Below are 14369 nucleotides of genomic sequence, written 5' to 3'. Positions count from 1 at the left end.
TAAGATGAAGATACAGAAAGAGATCGATTTTATCCTGGCAGTGGATGCCCTGAAAAACGTACAAAGAAGAAATTACAATGCAGATGACTCCCGAAGAGAGAATACGGCAGAGCATTCATGGCAAATCATTATTCTGGCACAAATCCTTTATCCATATGCAAAAAACCGTACAGATATTGATTTATTGAGGGTGATAAGAATGCTTTCTATTCACGATCTTGTAGAGATTGAGGCAGGGGATACTTTCTTATTTGATGAGAAAGCAATGGTTGGAAAATTTGAAAGAGAAAAAGTCTCTGCCCAGAAGATCTTTGGAATTCTGGATGAGCCTTTGCGTACAGAGTTCTTTAATTTATGGCTGGAATTTGAAGAGGAAAAAACTCCTGATGCTGTTTTTGCTTGTGCTATCGATAGAATCATGCCTTTTATCCTGAACTCTTATACTTCAGGGAAAAGCTGGACAGAAGCCGGCGTTACGGAAAAGCAGATCAGAAATATGCTTGAAAATGCCATTACCAGAGCATCAGATGAGATGGGTGAAGCATTTGAATTTTTGTTAAACAAAAATCTGGAAACTGAAAAAGTAGTAAAATAATAAAACAGCTCAATATCCGATCTTGTTTCTATGAAAGAAAGAAATTGGTTTTTTATTACTGTTTTGGATAATTTTCGGGCGGCCAAAGGCCGCCCGAAAATTATTATAGTATTTGAATTGGTTTTTTGAATTCATCAATTGCTACAAAGGTAAAATCACCTACAATTGCTTTTTCTCTTTCGTAGGAGTACATTTGTTCTGTAAAGATCTCCACACTTACTTTCATACTTGTTTTTCCGACATGTGAAACTCTTCCAATCAGTTCAACAATAGTTCCGGCAGGAATAGGTTTTTTAAAATCGATCTTATCGCTGCTTACCGTTACCACTCTTTTTCTTGCAAATCGGGTAGCAGTAATAAAGGCTACTTCATCCATCAGCTGCATGGCAGTACCTCCGAAAAGAGTATCATAATGATTGGTTGTGTTGGGGAAAACCGCTTTAAAGATTCTGGTTTCGGCTGCTTCAATTCTTTCTTCTGTAGTCATATTTCATTATTAATTAAGGCGACATGAAATAATATTAAAACAACAGAATAATGACAGGAATCTTGGAAATCCCTGAAACAATCCATCAGATCAATAAAACTTCAGATCGCGAAAGTTTCTTGTTTAAGAAAAGGCAGGTCTCCTGACTTGTAACATCTTTTATCTCCTTCCCATGCCTCGCACAGTGGATCTTTTGATAAAGATTTCAGTTACTTACAGTTGCGCGACAGTCCGTGATTTTCACACGGTTCCCTTTTAATCTGCGGTTAGGCAGAACCAGTTTCTGTGATGAATAAGCGTTAAACTTTTTCGGTGCAAAAATAATGAATTTATTCCGGATTATGATAAATAATCTGGCTGATCACTCTTCCTTTCTTGATCGTCCAAAGAGTGGTATATCTGTTTTCTCCCGAACCATTGATCATATAAAGAAAAATATTGTCGTTGTCCAGAGAAGTAACCCCTATGTTGTTGAAATCCATGGTAGGCTGGAACATATTTTTGATGGCTTCCCTTACAAAAACAGACCCTCTTCCGGGTTGTTGTACTCTGATAGATTTAATTTCCGTCATTCCTTCAGGAAGATCATTTCCTATTCCCCAAGGCTTTACCTTATCAATAGTAAGAAGCTTTCCTTCAGCATCTTTTTCCTTTTTACGGTAGCCGGCATTGGAAGGGTAAATATCGATGACCACTTTGCTTCTTTGAGAAGTAAGAACTTTAGGATCAGAATTATCTGTGAAAATTAATGATTTTCCGTTTTTAGATTTTGAAGGGGTATATGCCGGAAGCTGATCGATATAAGCGATACGTTCCTTATTGACCATTCCTTCCTTGTCAAGAGTTTCATAGCGTACAAAAGGCTTATCATCATCCTGTTTTTCAGGATATTTGATCCAGATCCATTCCGTTTCTCCCGGAGCAGGCTTTACATAAACAAATACATCACCTTTACGCATACGGATCTTGTCTACAATTTTTCGGTAGTTATCCTTATGTACGCGTACATTGGCATATCCTTCCTCTGCTTTTACAACACCAAAGGGAACTTTATTCTGACCCTTAACGAAAGCTAAAGAAAAAATACTGAAAGCGGATAAGTAGAGTGCTTTGTTTACTGAAATCATCATAACAAATTTTAGATCCCCAAATATATAAATTAAATGTATTTCAGATGATAATTAAAATGTTGCAGTTCTTTTAAATCTTATATTTATATTGAATAATGGTTCAAAGTAAATCTTAAACCTAAAAAAGAGTGCCTGATTCAGGCACTCTTTTTTTATCTGTAAATATCGTATTTTAAGATTCTGTATTTTGCTTGGAAGAACCATAAATAGCCTCCGGATCATTTTTAAGGAAATAAGAATATGTTCCATAAAATAAAAGCATAAGGAAAAATAAGATACCACATACATAAAATGCAGTTCCAAAGCCGTAGCTGATGGTAACTCCACTTCCCAGTCCCATTCCGACCTTGTTATTTCCAAGTCCTTCCATTTTTGACTGGAATGTAATGTAAAAGATTAAAAAGGAGGCTAGCCCTATCAAGGAAAATACAATATGATACACATATTTTTTTCTGATACTTTTCATTAGCTGTACAATAATTCCTGCAACGGCAACCAAAAATGCAATAATAATAAATGGGTTGGGGGCAATATTTTCGTTATCTTTTTTATTGTTGGTACTACCCATCGGAGAATATTCACTATCCGAGTCAGATGATTTTTGATTTTCATTATTTCCGAATGCTGAACCAAAAGGAGAACTTTTTTTCAAGCTTTCTTTCATACGTTCGTTCATGGTTTTTTGGGAAACTCCTGTTACCAAATCTGTTCCCTTGATAGACATTAGAGTAGTGTCACCACATTTTATCAGGAAAAAAGGAAAGAAAAAACAGAGTATTATAACTGTATAACTCGGTATTGGTAAAAGATCTGAAAGTGCCTTTAATGGTTTCATAAATTATTGTTTTTGTTAAAAATAGGAAAATTCTTGGGACATAGCACAAAAAAGAAAGAGAGCATCCGAAGACACTCTCTTTTCATTATTGGTATTCAATTAATCTTCAAGCAGATTAAATTCTCTCTAATTCCTCAGAATTAATCGTAGTCTTGAAAGTTCCGTAATTGACAATAACCTTGTTTCTGGAAATTTTCTCAATCGTTCCTACACTGGTACTTCCTGTGATACGAACACGCTGGCCAATTTTCATCCAAACTTCGCGGTCACTTTTACGTTTTTCTTCCAGTCTTTCATTGGTTTCGGCAATTTTTTCAATAACCTCTTCCTTTTTAAGCTGTTGAGTGATCTTTCTCTTCACTACCTGAAGGCGCTTGGTTTCATCCTTATCATGGCCTAGTTTTCGGAACTTTTCCTGCTCCAGTAGTTTCACAAAGTCTTTTACTACATCCTTTCTGGACTTTCCTTTGGTATAGCTGTCAATGAATGTTTCTATCTTGTTCCCAAACTGTAATTTACGATGTTCTTCCTCATAAAGCTTCTGGAAATTGAAGAGTTTTTGCTGAAGCTGATCATTCAGTTTCTGAAGATTATCACGCTTATCTTCTACGGATTCTTTCCTTTCTGCAAGGTCAAATTTTAGTTTTTCAACCTCAAATTTTTCCTGTTGTAGCTTTACGATGGTTTTATCAAGATTAACAATATCGTGCTCTACCTTTTTCTTTGCAGAATGAATGATAAACCTCGGGATTTTATTCTTTTCCGCCACTTCAAAGGTAAATGAACTTCCTGCCTGACCTACTTCTAGTTTGTACATTGGCTCCAAAGTTTCCTCATTGAAAAGCATAGCCGCATTCTGGGCATTTGGAAGTTGTTCTATAACCAATTTGATGTTGGTATAGTGCGTTGTAATAATGGCAAAACTCTTTTTATCATAGAAAAACTCCATAAAGCTTTCTGCTAAGGCACCTCCCAGTTCAGGATCAGATCCTGTTCCGAACTCGTCTATCAGTAACAGAGTATTGGCATCAGCTTCACGGATAATTCCTGACATTTTCTTTAACCTCGAAGAATACGTCGATAAATGATTTTCAATAGATTGATTATCACCAATATCGGTCATGATCTTTTCAAAGAAAAACATTTCAGATTTTGGATGCACAGGGACCAAAATACCACTCTGAATCATCAATTGTAACAATCCAACTGTTTTCAACGTAATGGATTTTCCTCCGGCATTAGGTCCGGAAATACAGATAATCCTGTTGTGATCTGTTAAAGCCAGTGTTTGTGGGTGAATTGTCTTGTTCTCAATCTTATTTCTTAACCATAATAATGGATGGAAAGCATCTTTCAGTTTCAATGTTCTATGACGGTTGATCTTCGGAAGAATTCCGTTAACCAAATCTGCCAACTTAGCTTTGGCTCTTGTAAGATCAAGATCAAAAATATAAATCTGATACCTCCAAAGCTGAGGTTGAAACTCTGCCAGTTCTGCTGTAAGTTTTCTGAGAACCTTGTCGATCTCTTTTTTCTCTTCCTCCTCATTCTCACGAAGCTTGAAGTAATGCTTTACTACACTGTCCGGCTGGATATAAGTAATAGAACCTGTTTTTGAAATCCCCAGGGTTCTTCCAGGAACTCTTTTCTTAAATCCTGACTTTACGGCTAAGACCCTTTGGTCATCAATAATTGTTTCTCGTATATCGTCCAAAAAGTCACTCTGTCCATAAGTGGTAAGAGCGCGATTGAAGTTTTCCTGAATGGCTTTTTTAGCATGCTGGATCTCAGTTCTTAAATCTTTTAAAGCTGGAGAAGCTTCACTTTTTACCTCACCAAAACGGTTAAAAACCTTATCTACCTTATCAATGATTTCTTTTCTGAATTCCAGTACAGAAATCTCTTCCAATAAAGTAGGAAATGTCTCCGGCATGGTAGGGAAGAACTTTTGTAATCTTCCAATCTGTTCCGTGATGGTTTTTATTTTGATGAAAGCACTGTTTTCCAGACGGTAATTCTCAATCAGCATCAATTTCAGCTCACTTTCAATATCTTCATATTCATCAAACGGAATTGCATTTGAACTTTCAAAACTCGACAGATATTCTGATGTTTTTTTCAATGAAAGTTCCGCCTCGTCAATTTCCATGGGACGAAGTTGAAGAATTTTTTCTCTTGTTTTCGGAGAATACGCAAATGGGGAAATTTCCGCGAGCAATTGCGGAAACTCTAATTCGTCTAAATCTTCTTTATCTATATACACAATGCAAAGTTAGTGAGAATTTTGATTATTATGTATATTTGAGTGATTTACAAAAAAAACCATCCGGAAAATTATAGTGTAGACGGAGAAACATTAATAAAGAAGATTAAATGAAACTGGAAACTGAAAGATTGATTTTAAGCGGCATCAATGAAAGTCATGTAGAAGATATTCTGAAAATCCGAAGCAATGATGTCATTAATCAGTATGTAAAAAGGAATTCTCCAAAAAATAATTATGATGCTCTGGAGTTTATTCTCCATATCAAAAGAAAAGCTCAGGAGAAAGAAATTATTTTCTGGGGAATCTCCTATAAAGGTTATCCAAACTTAATTGGAACAATTTGTCTGTGGAAGTTTTCGGAGGATAGGAAAACAGCAGAAGTTGGGTATGAATTATTGCCAGATTATCATCATAAAGGAATCATGTCAGAAGCCTTGAAAGCCATTTTGGAGTTTGGATTTAATCAATTGAACTTACAGAACGTGCTTGCCTTTACAAATAGGCTAAATACTAATTCGCAGTTGCTGCTCTTAAAGCATCATTTTGTTTTGGAAGAAAGTGAAAAAGATGAAAATAATCCCGATAATGTTGTTTTTAGCTTAAAAAAGCCGCTCTGAGGGATTAATCCTTGAATCCATCAGGTTTTTTTTTATCTTTATTGCCAGACAGATCGATATTATAGAGCATATATGAAAAATGAAATAAAATCCTTAACCGGGTTGAGAGGAATTGTAGCATTATGGGTAACCTTTTTTCATTTTAGCCATTTTAAAATAGATCTGATTCAAACTGTTGTAAAGAAAGGCTATGTTGCCGTGGATATCTTTTTTGTGTTAAGTGCTTTTTTATTGGCAATTTCTTACGCGGATAAATTTAAAGCCTTAAACTTTAGTGTAATACAGAAATTTTACAAGAAAAGAGTAAACAGGATTTATCCCGTCTATTTTTTATCCGTTATTTTCATTGCAGTGTTCTTAATAGACACTTCAAAAACGAAATTTCTAATTAATGCAGCTTTACTACAATGTTTTTTTAATCCTAATTATTCATTAGGGAGTGTCTATTGGTCATTAAGTACCGAGTGGATCTGTTATATCATATTTCCTTTTTTGCTTTTCTTTATCGTTCGTTACAAAATACGTAGTGAAATATTAATCGTGGCAGGTCTGGTTTTAAGACTGATCTTTCCGTACTTTCCGGATAACCTGTACCTAGGCTCAGACATGCAGATGCAAATGATTAAATCTCCGGCCTATCTTGATATTACTTTTGGCCTAAATTCCCTAGTAAGAACCATATCCTCTTACTTGCTGGGGATAGGGATTGCTTTTTTACCAGGTATTACATTGCGAAAAAACCTGGTTACTTATATTGCATTGATTCTGTCTCTGTTATTACTGTATACAGAAAAAGGACTGTTCTTTATTCCATTATTATCAGCGATAATAATTAAACAGTTGTATGATGGGGAAGATAGTATTGTCAAAAGGTTTTTGGGAAGTAATGCAGTTTATTTTCTGGGAAATATCTCCTACTCATTATATATTATCCATTATATAATATTAGTGCAGAAAATTGTTTTTGTATCCTCAGAGCTGTTGAATAGCTTCATATTAATTGCTTTGTCTATTGTTCTATCTTATTTCTCCTATATTTTGATTGAAAGAAAAGTGAAGATATTTAAGGTATAGACTATGCTTTTATTTTAATATTAATTATTTTTGCAACATGACCTGGACAGAAATTTTAGCCCCAATAAAAAGCACTGAATACTTCAAAACCCTTTGGGAGAAAGTAAAAAATGAATATGCAACCACAAAGGTTTTTCCACCAAAAGATCAGATTTTCAGAGCATTGGAACTGACTTCATTTGAAGATGTTGAGGTAGTTATCATCGGTCAGGATCCTTATCATAATGATTATCAGGCCAACGGGTTGTGTTTTTCTGTTTCTGAACAGGTTACAGCGCCTCCATCCCTTAAAAATATTTTCATTGAACTGAAAGATGATCTTGGAGTAGTAAGAACTTCAAAGGAACTGGATGACTGGGGAAAACAAGGCGTTCTTTTGCTGAATGCAACGCTCACAGTTCGTGCACACACGCCAAACTCTCATAAAGATCTTGGATGGGAACAATTTACTAATTTTATCATCAAAGAAATTTCTGATAAAAAAGAAAATGTAGTCTTTGTATTGTGGGGAGCTTTTGCACAGAAAAAAGCCGAACTTATAGATCCGGCTAAACATTTTATTATAAAATCGGCACATCCGTCGCCGTTCTCTGTTTATAGAGGTTTTTTTGGAAGCAAGCCTTTCTCAAAAATTAATGAATATCTTGTTTCCAAAGGGAAAGAGCCTATTGCGTGGTAGAATCGGAAGTTTTTCCTGTTTTTTTGATGGAAATCCCGATCTTATATTTTCCGTTTAATGCCGTTGTACCTCCATCTGCCTTAGGATAAGGGTTTACTTCCTGCAATGTAATTGTATAGCCGTTAAAATCTGCTGATTGTCGATAGTTTTTATTCGGGTAATCCATACTGGCAAGATTTAAAACCATAGGTCGGGTAGAGGTTCCCATGACTTCAACCTGAGCAAGTGCTGCTCCGGCCCAGATACAATTTACCCCTTCAGGACATCGGCTGTCCTCAGAGATTCCCTTGAAAGTAACATTCATCTGGAATTCTTTCAGAAATTTGTTTTCACCCTCATTCAAATAAACGATACCGTTCTTTTGATCAGGAGTTGTAGGTGTAGTCATTTCAGAAGTTTTTGGAGTTGCCTTGGCTTTCTTTTGGGCATCGCATCCTGTTAATGCGAATATTCCCAGGCTAAGTATGATAACTTTATGAAACATGATCTCTCTTTTTTTGTTAAATAATATCAAACATATTCAGAAGTACTACCAAAAACATTGCCACTCCCACTACAAAGCTAAATCCGGTTCCGTAAATAAACCCAATTAATGCTCCTTTAGTGGATTGTAATGCCTTGTTCATATCCTTGCTGTCATGCAGAAGTTCACCAATAAATACCCCTGCAAACATTCCGATCAGGAAGCCTAAAGGTATCGGAATAAATATGCCTACAATGGTTCCGATCACAGATCCGATGCTTCCCCAGCGTGTACCTCCATATTTCCTGTTGGTTTTAGCAGGAATCACATAGCTCAGCACTACAGAAGCCAAGGTAAGAATACCAAATGCCCAGATATAGATCATCGGAAGATCAGCATCCGTCCCGAATTTATAGATCAGCAATCCGCAGATACTTAGCAATAAGCCGGGAAGAACCGGGAGAAAAGTACCCAATATTCCAACAAATAATAAAACAAGACAAAGAATATTAATGATTGTTGTATCCATTTTTTTAAATATAAACGAAGATATGAAAAAAGTAAATTGATAAAAGGTTTAAAATTTGGGATGAAAATTGATAATGAATAGTAAATTCATCATTCTTAATTTTATAAATTTGCTGTAATGAAAAATGAAATACAAGATACCAGAGATTTTCTGCAGAATATCAGTGATCAGATCCATTATTTTGTGAGAGATCATGTATATGCTGATCTGGCACTTCCTATTCAGATTATGCTGAAATTTTTATTTCTGGCAGGAATGATCTATCTCTTGGACTTTGTTTTTAAATTCATTGTCAATACTATTTTCAAATTCTTTTTTGATAAAGAAAAATTCCCTATTTTAAAATCAATCTATGATTCAAGAATTACCAATTCCGTGGTTCACTTAGGAGCATTGAACTTTGCGGGATATGCATTGCTTTCCGTCTTCTACAGACATCCGAAAAGCTTTGCATTGTTGGAGATTATTGTTGGAGTCGCTACTATTTTTGTGATTGCAGGATTATTATTTAGGGCATTAACGGCTTTTAGAAATTACTTTGTAATCAAACAGGATTACTACAAGATCATGACTCTTAATGCCATTTCTGAAACGGTAAAAATCTTTGGAATTTTTGTACTTTCTGTAATAGGAATCTGTCTGATTTTTGGGATTAAAGGAGGGACTATTTTAGGAAGTTTGGGGGCAATAACAGCTGTTTTGGTCTTGGTTTTCAGGGATACCATTCTAGGATTTGTTACCGGACTTCACGTTGCTACATCCAAAAACATGAAAGTGGGAGACTGGATTAGTATTCCCAAGTACAGCATTGAAGGAAATATTACAGAGATCAATCTCTTGACTACAAAGATTACCAATTTTGATAAAACGGTTTCCACAATTCCTACCTACGATTTACTGACCACTGAGATCAAAAACCTACAGGTGATGTCAGAATCCAATACAAGAAGAATCAAGAAATCCATTTATTTTAATATTAATTCCTTTAAATTCCTTACTGATGAAGATATTGAGCGCTTAAAGGAGATCAATTTGATTGCGGATTATCTGGAAGAAAAAAGACAGGAAATTAAAAAAGAAAAAGAAAATCTGAGTCATAATGATAAAGAAATCAACGGAAGACAGCTTACCAATATCGGTGTTTTCAGATATTATGCACAAAAATATATAGAAAACGATCCTGATATTGAGAAAAGTGGAGCCAGAATGGTTCGTCAGCTGGAGATTACTCCGCAAGGGCTTCCTCTTGAAATATACTGTTTTGCAAATGATTCAAAGTGGGAACATTTTGAACAGATTCAGGCAGATATTTTTGACCATTTGCTTGTCGCTTCAAAAGAATTTGAACTTCAGGTAATGCAGGTAAGTGTAAAAGTATAATGAACAAAAAGTGAGATATTGAGGCTATAGACTAGTTTTAAAACCTTACTTAAAAAATAATAAAAGAGTCAGCATTAGAAGTTAATCTTACGATATTATATTGTAAGTCTACATCCGATAACTGACGTCTAATATCTTAAATAAAAAAATGACAAAACTAAGCGTAAACATTAATAAGATTGCGACCTTAAGAAATGCAAGAGGAGGAGAAACACCAAGTGTTACAGAAGCTGCTATAAAGATCCAGGAATTCGGAGGACAGGGAATTACCATTCATCCAAGGCCTGATGAAAGACACATTACCAGAAAAGATGTCTATGATCTGAAGCCATTGGTTACGACTGAGTTCAATATTGAAGGAAATCCACATCAGTCTTTTATTGATATGGTGCTTGATGTAAAGCCTGAGCAGGTGACATTGGTTCCCGATGCAGATGATGCCATCACTTCAAATGCAGGTTGGGACACCAAAAAACATTTGGACTATCTTACGGAAATCATTGCAGAATTTAAAAAAGCAGGAATCCGTACTTCAATTTTCCTTGATCCAATGCCTGAGCTTATAGAATCCGCTGCAAAGACAGGTGCAGACAGAATTGAGCTATACACTGAAGCTTACGCAAAAGATTATTTGACCAATAAAGAACAGGCCATAAAACCTTATTATGATACAGCGGTTGCTGCTACTGAGTTTGGATTAGGAATCAATGCAGGACATGATCTGAGCTTAGAGAATCTAAAATACTTTGCAGACAATATCCCTAATCTACTGGAAGTATCCATCGGACATGCTTTAGTTTCCGAGGCACTTTATATGGGACTGGAAAATACAGTTCAATCTTACTTGAAGAGATTGGCAAAATGGTAATAAATAATGGAGAAGCTAGAAGTTAGAGGAAGCTAATGTCTTTTTCTAACGTCTAGTTTCTCGCATCTAATTTCTAAAAAATATGGAAATCTTAAACTCAAAAATATTTGGTGAGGCTTCAACGGCTACACCGCTTTTGGTATTCCACGGATTGTTCGGGATGCTTGATAACTGGGGAAGTTTCGGAAAAGATCTTGGAGAATATCTTCCGGTGCACCTGATTGATCTTAGAAACCATGGAAGAAGCTTTCATTCAGATGATATGTCCCACGATGATCTGGCGGATGATATTGCCCGTTATATGGATCATTATGGAATTCAAAAAGCGCATGTTTTGGGACATTCTTTAGGCGGAAAAGCGGTAATGCAGTTTGCCATAAAATATCCTGAAAGAGTTGAAAAGCTGATTGTAGTGGATATTTCTCCAAAAGCTTACCCACCGCACCATCAAGGTATAATCAAAGCTTTGGAAAGTGTTGACTTTAATACCGTAGGTTCCAGAAATGAGGTGGAAGCTGTTTTAAACCAGTACATTCCTGAAAAATCAACGATCCAGTTTTTAACAAAAAACCTGTATTGGGATGATAATAAAAAGCTAAACTGGAGGTTTAACCTTAAAACTTTATCCGAAAAGTATAATGAATTTGTTTCCAACGCAGTGAAATTTGGAACCTTTGATGGAGAAGCCTTATTTATTGCCGGCGAAAAATCCAACTATATACTTCCACAAGATGAATATGGGATAAAGCAACAATTTCCAAAGGCTAAAATTGTTACTGTGAAAAATGCAGGACATTGGGTGCAAGCTGAAAATCCTGTAGATTTTGCTAATGTGGTTAAGCAGTTCTTGGGATTGAGCTAATAATATGCTATTGTTTTTTGTTAATATGTTAAAATTTTCTTAAAATGTAAAAATATTTCTCCATAAGTTGAAATTTGTGTATTTTCGATTATCAAAAAAACAAACATATTTACTTATGGAAAACAAAAACTCAAAAAAGAAGCCGTTTTTCGCGTCATTTCTTGAAAAACAACTTAAAGATCCTGAAACAGTAAAAGGAGGAACAGGTATTATCACAATTCCTGAAAGAGATACAATTACAAAGCCTACTTTAGACAATGTAACTTCTCCTCAAGCTGATTTGCAACATACCATGAAATATCCTTCGGATGGTGATGATGATGCAATCTTACTATAAAATGATCATTTTACAGTAACATATTAACAAAATTGTAATAATAGGGAAACTTAAACTTTAAGTTTCCCTTTTTAGTAAAACAGGCAAATGATTCTCTGTATCACCCACTCACAGGATTTTTATACTATTGATCTTTTCTTTCAATACCTTTCTTCTAAAAATATTCCTTATTTCAGATTGAATTCCGATCAGCTTAATCATCTTCAGAAAATCAGTATCAATGAAAACTCATTTGAAATTACTGATGAGTCCGGAAATACCATCCATTCTGATGACATTAAAGGAGTATGGCACAGAAAAGCATGGCGGATAGGTGTTCCGGAAGAATTGGATGAGAACTATGAAAAGATCTTTCAGAACGAATATGGAAGTCTTCGTTATAATCTGATCACTACTCTTGAAAATATTCCGTGGATCAATCCTTTTGAAAAAGAAAAGAAAATTGACGGAAACAAGATGCTTCAACTGAAAATTGCCCAAAGAAATCACCTGATCAGTCCCAAAACTATGTTTTCTAATGATGAACAGAAAATAACAGCATTTTTTCATCAATATTGCTCAGGAAAAGCAATTGCTAAGCTGCATGGAGTACAATCAAAAAACATGAGTGGTGAAAACCTGATTTCTACCATGATTATTGAGGAAGAAACCCTGGAATATCTTTCTGATATTGCCTATTGCCCAATGATCTTCCAACCTTATATTGATAAAGAATATGAATTGAGAATCATGTATGTAGACGGAGCGTTCTTTACGGGCAAGATCAATAACAATACCAATGCAGACTGGAGAATAAGCAATGAAAACTACTTTTGGTCAGCTTATGAATTACCGGAAAATATCAAAATAAACTTGACTTCCATGATGAAAGAAATGGGGCTTTATATGGGAGCCATTGATGTAATAAAAGGAAAGGACGGAGAATATTATTTTCTTGAAGTCAATCCGCAGGGAGAATGGGGAATGCTTCAAAAAGAACTGGGTTTTCCCATAGCAGAAAGAATTGCCGACAACCTTATCAAAAGAATTAATTTCCATGAATAAAATTTTAATTATAACACATACCGCAGATAATTTTTCAATTGAAAAAGTAACAGAATACATTGCAGATAACAACTGTGAAGTTATACGTTTTGATGTTGATTTATATCCCTTAGAAAATAAACTATCAACCATTTTTCAGGATGGAGAATGGATAAGTATTCTTGAAACACCATCTGCAAAGTATCGTCTGGATGATATTTCGGCAGTGTGGTACCGAAGAGCCTATAATATTGGAAAAGGCCTGAAAGAAGAAATGGAACCTAAATTTTTCGGAGCAGCAATGGGGGAGATTCGTAATACGTTATTCGGGTTTCTAGAGTCTATTGATGCTTATTCATTAGGTAAACCGAGCGTTTACAGAAGACTGGATAGCAAGGAAGAACAGTTGAAATTAGCTCATAAAATAGGACTTTCAGTTCCGGAAACCTGTCTTACAAACAATCCGGAAGAAGCAAAGAAATTTATCCTTAAACATCAGAATGTAGTGGCTAAAATGCAGACTGGTTTTGCTATTTACGAAGACGGAGTAGAAAATGTGGTTTTTACCAATGTGGTAAAAGAAGATAAGTTTGAAGAGTTGGATTCTCTGTTATATTGCCCGATGCAGTTTCAGCAGATGATCGAAAAGAAAAAAGAACTTCGTGTTACCATTGTAGGAAGAGATGTCTATGCATTTGAAGTGGATTCACAACAATTTGAAGACGCAAAGGTTGATTGGAGAAAGGATGGTGTCAATTTACTCGATAAATGGACAAGAACAGAACTTCCGAAGGATATTGAAGAAAAACTGCTGGAGCTTCTGGATATTTATAATGTAGACTATGGTGCAATAGATATTATTGTTTCTCCTGAAGATCAATATTACTTTATTGAGATCAATGCCGCAGGTGAGTTTTTCTGGCTGGATAATCTTACGGAGGGAAATCTGATCTCCAGAAGTATTGCAGATGTTCTTTGTGACAAGGCTCTAAGAAGAAATAATGTAGTTTTAGCTTAAATAATAAGATATTTTTTAAATCATAAGAAGCCCTGGAAGTTTTTCATTAATACTTTCAGGGCTTTATTTTTTACAATCATTGAGGTTTAAACTATTTTAAGCTTCATAATTCTTGTTTTCAGAGTGATAATATTGGTTAAATAAAGTTGAATTTTGCTTTAAAAATCGCAAATTTGCAAAAGCAGTTTTTCAAAGGAACTTTGGCA

The 14369-nt window shown here is 35.2% G+C and carries 16 protein-coding genes and 1 riboswitch; of the genes, 10 read left to right on the top strand and 6 right to left on the bottom strand.

The genetic code is table 11. The features are described 5' to 3' along the window. The first annotated feature begins 4 nt into the window (after positions 1 to 4). The gene (locus C1638_RS04835; protein WP_109618684.1) at positions 5 to 595 is read left to right on the top strand and encodes an HD domain-containing protein; all 591 of its coding nucleotides are present in this window, start codon (positions 5 to 7) and stop codon (positions 593 to 595) included. Positions 596 to 698: 103 nt separating this feature from the next. Here C1638_RS04835 and C1638_RS04830 read toward each other — a convergent pair whose 3' ends face one another. The 4 genes from C1638_RS04830 to C1638_RS04815 form a co-directional block, all read right to left on the bottom strand. After that, positions 699 to 1082, bottom strand: coding sequence for an acyl-CoA thioesterase (locus C1638_RS04830; protein ID WP_076352366.1), 384 nt, complete (start codon positions 1080 to 1082; stop codon positions 699 to 701). A gap of 115 nt (positions 1083 to 1197) precedes the next feature. Further along, a riboswitch (cobalamin riboswitch) is annotated at positions 1198 to 1378 on the bottom strand. A 33-nt stretch (positions 1379 to 1411) separates the two neighbouring features. Continuing rightward, positions 1412 to 2209, bottom strand: coding sequence for a hypothetical protein (locus C1638_RS04825; protein ID WP_228428031.1), 798 nt, complete (start codon positions 2207 to 2209; stop codon positions 1412 to 1414). A gap of 175 nt (positions 2210 to 2384) precedes the next feature. Continuing rightward, a complete protein-coding gene (locus C1638_RS04820) occupies positions 2385 to 3047 on the bottom strand; it encodes a hypothetical protein (protein ID WP_109618680.1) in 663 nt (220 codons plus the stop codon). A 115-nt stretch (positions 3048 to 3162) separates the two neighbouring features. Continuing rightward, the gene (locus C1638_RS04815; RefSeq protein WP_109618678.1) at positions 3163 to 5310 is read right to left on the bottom strand and encodes an endonuclease MutS2; all 2148 of its coding nucleotides are present in this window, start codon (positions 5308 to 5310) and stop codon (positions 3163 to 3165) included. Between the two features lie 110 nt (positions 5311 to 5420). Between C1638_RS04815 and C1638_RS04810 the strand changes: the two genes are divergently transcribed. The 3 genes from C1638_RS04810 to C1638_RS04800 all read left to right on the top strand — a co-directional run bounded on the left by C1638_RS04810 (position 5421) and on the right by C1638_RS04800 (position 7683). Further along, complete coding sequence (locus C1638_RS04810) at positions 5421 to 5930, top strand: GNAT family N-acetyltransferase (RefSeq protein ID WP_109618676.1); 510 nt, start codon at positions 5421 to 5423, stop codon at positions 5928 to 5930. A 72-nt stretch (positions 5931 to 6002) separates the two neighbouring features. Beyond that, positions 6003 to 7004: an acyltransferase family protein gene (locus tag C1638_RS04805; RefSeq protein WP_109618674.1), complete on the top strand. Its 1002-nt coding sequence runs from the start codon at positions 6003 to 6005 to the stop codon at positions 7002 to 7004. Between the two features lie 37 nt (positions 7005 to 7041). Further along, a complete protein-coding gene (locus C1638_RS04800; RefSeq protein ID WP_109618672.1) occupies positions 7042 to 7683 on the top strand; it encodes a uracil-DNA glycosylase in 642 nt (213 codons plus the stop codon). On the opposite strand, the gene C1638_RS04795 is transcribed toward C1638_RS04800, so the two are convergent. Both C1638_RS04795 and C1638_RS04790 read right to left on the bottom strand, forming a co-directional pair. Further along, the gene (locus C1638_RS04795; protein WP_109619091.1) at positions 7670 to 8167 is read right to left on the bottom strand and encodes a hypothetical protein; all 498 of its coding nucleotides are present in this window, start codon (positions 8165 to 8167) and stop codon (positions 7670 to 7672) included. The genes C1638_RS04800 and C1638_RS04795 overlap by 14 nt on opposite strands. 16 nt (positions 8168 to 8183) lie before the next feature. Then, the gene (locus C1638_RS04790) at positions 8184 to 8675 is read right to left on the bottom strand and encodes a DUF456 domain-containing protein (RefSeq protein WP_109618671.1); all 492 of its coding nucleotides are present in this window, start codon (positions 8673 to 8675) and stop codon (positions 8184 to 8186) included. A gap of 117 nt (positions 8676 to 8792) precedes the next feature. Between C1638_RS04790 and C1638_RS04785 the strand changes: the two genes are divergently transcribed. From C1638_RS04785 to C1638_RS04760, 6 genes are all read left to right on the top strand, one after another. Beyond that, on the top strand, positions 8793 to 10055 hold the full coding sequence (locus tag C1638_RS04785; protein ID WP_109618669.1) for a mechanosensitive ion channel family protein: 1263 nt from the start codon (positions 8793 to 8795) through the stop codon (positions 10053 to 10055). A 148-nt stretch (positions 10056 to 10203) separates the two neighbouring features. Next, positions 10204 to 10923, top strand: a complete 720-nt coding sequence (locus tag C1638_RS04780) for a pyridoxine 5'-phosphate synthase (RefSeq protein WP_109618667.1) — start codon at positions 10204 to 10206, stop codon at positions 10921 to 10923. A gap of 82 nt (positions 10924 to 11005) precedes the next feature. Then, the gene (locus C1638_RS04775) at positions 11006 to 11785 is read left to right on the top strand and encodes an alpha/beta fold hydrolase (RefSeq protein ID WP_109618665.1); all 780 of its coding nucleotides are present in this window, start codon (positions 11006 to 11008) and stop codon (positions 11783 to 11785) included. A gap of 115 nt (positions 11786 to 11900) precedes the next feature. Then, a complete protein-coding gene (locus tag C1638_RS04770) occupies positions 11901 to 12122 on the top strand; it encodes a microviridin/marinostatin family tricyclic proteinase inhibitor (protein ID WP_109618663.1) in 222 nt (73 codons plus the stop codon). An 87-nt stretch (positions 12123 to 12209) separates the two neighbouring features. Then, on the top strand, positions 12210 to 13166 hold the full coding sequence (locus C1638_RS04765; RefSeq protein WP_109618661.1) for an MvdC/MvdD family ATP grasp protein: 957 nt from the start codon (positions 12210 to 12212) through the stop codon (positions 13164 to 13166). Further along, positions 13159 to 14163: an MvdD family ATP-grasp ribosomal peptide maturase gene (locus C1638_RS04760; protein ID WP_109618660.1), complete on the top strand. Its 1005-nt coding sequence runs from the start codon at positions 13159 to 13161 to the stop codon at positions 14161 to 14163. The genes C1638_RS04765 and C1638_RS04760 overlap by 8 nt, the downstream gene beginning before the upstream one ends. Positions 14164 to 14369 lie beyond the last annotated feature (206 nt).

Origin of the sequence: Chryseobacterium oncorhynchi (assembly GCF_002899895.1) — a bacterium.
Taxonomy (GTDB): Bacteria; Bacteroidota; Bacteroidia; order Flavobacteriales; family Weeksellaceae; genus Chryseobacterium; species Chryseobacterium oncorhynchi.
The sequence above is the reverse complement of the archived record's forward strand: the minus strand, read 5'-3'. Positions and strand labels throughout refer to the sequence as shown.

Bases quoted from the DNA above. Each gene is read 5' to 3' on its own strand.
- C1638_RS04785 (WP_109618669.1), top strand. From the start codon at position 8,793: ATGAAAAATGAAATACAAGATACCAGAGATTTTCTGCAGAATATCAGT.
- C1638_RS04830 (WP_076352366.1), bottom strand. From the start codon at position 1,082: ATGACTACAGAAGAAAGAATTGAAGCAGCCGAAACCAGAATCTTTAAA.
- C1638_RS04770 (WP_109618663.1), top strand. From the start codon at position 11,901: ATGGAAAACAAAAACTCAAAAAAGAAGCCGTTTTTCGCGTCATTTCTT.
- C1638_RS04800 (WP_109618672.1), top strand. From the start codon at position 7,042: ATGACCTGGACAGAAATTTTAGCCCCAATAAAAAGCACTGAATACTTC.
- C1638_RS04760 (WP_109618660.1), top strand. From the start codon at position 13,159: ATGAATAAAATTTTAATTATAACACATACCGCAGATAATTTTTCAATT.
- C1638_RS04825 (WP_228428031.1), bottom strand. From the start codon at position 2,209: ATGATTTCAGTAAACAAAGCACTCTACTTATCCGCTTTCAGTATTTTT.
- C1638_RS04835 (WP_109618684.1), top strand. From the start codon at position 5: ATGAAGATACAGAAAGAGATCGATTTTATCCTGGCAGTGGATGCCCTG.
- C1638_RS04790 (WP_109618671.1), bottom strand. From the start codon at position 8,675: ATGGATACAACAATCATTAATATTCTTTGTCTTGTTTTATTATTTGTT.
- C1638_RS04765 (WP_109618661.1), top strand. From the start codon at position 12,210: ATGATTCTCTGTATCACCCACTCACAGGATTTTTATACTATTGATCTT.
- C1638_RS04780 (WP_109618667.1), top strand. From the start codon at position 10,204: ATGACAAAACTAAGCGTAAACATTAATAAGATTGCGACCTTAAGAAAT.
- C1638_RS04820 (WP_109618680.1), bottom strand. From the start codon at position 3,047: ATGAAACCATTAAAGGCACTTTCAGATCTTTTACCAATACCGAGTTAT.
- C1638_RS04775 (WP_109618665.1), top strand. From the start codon at position 11,006: ATGGAAATCTTAAACTCAAAAATATTTGGTGAGGCTTCAACGGCTACA.
- C1638_RS04795 (WP_109619091.1), bottom strand. From the start codon at position 8,167: ATGTTTCATAAAGTTATCATACTTAGCCTGGGAATATTCGCATTAACA.
- C1638_RS04810 (WP_109618676.1), top strand. From the start codon at position 5,421: ATGAAACTGGAAACTGAAAGATTGATTTTAAGCGGCATCAATGAAAGT.
- C1638_RS04805 (WP_109618674.1), top strand. From the start codon at position 6,003: ATGAAAAATGAAATAAAATCCTTAACCGGGTTGAGAGGAATTGTAGCA.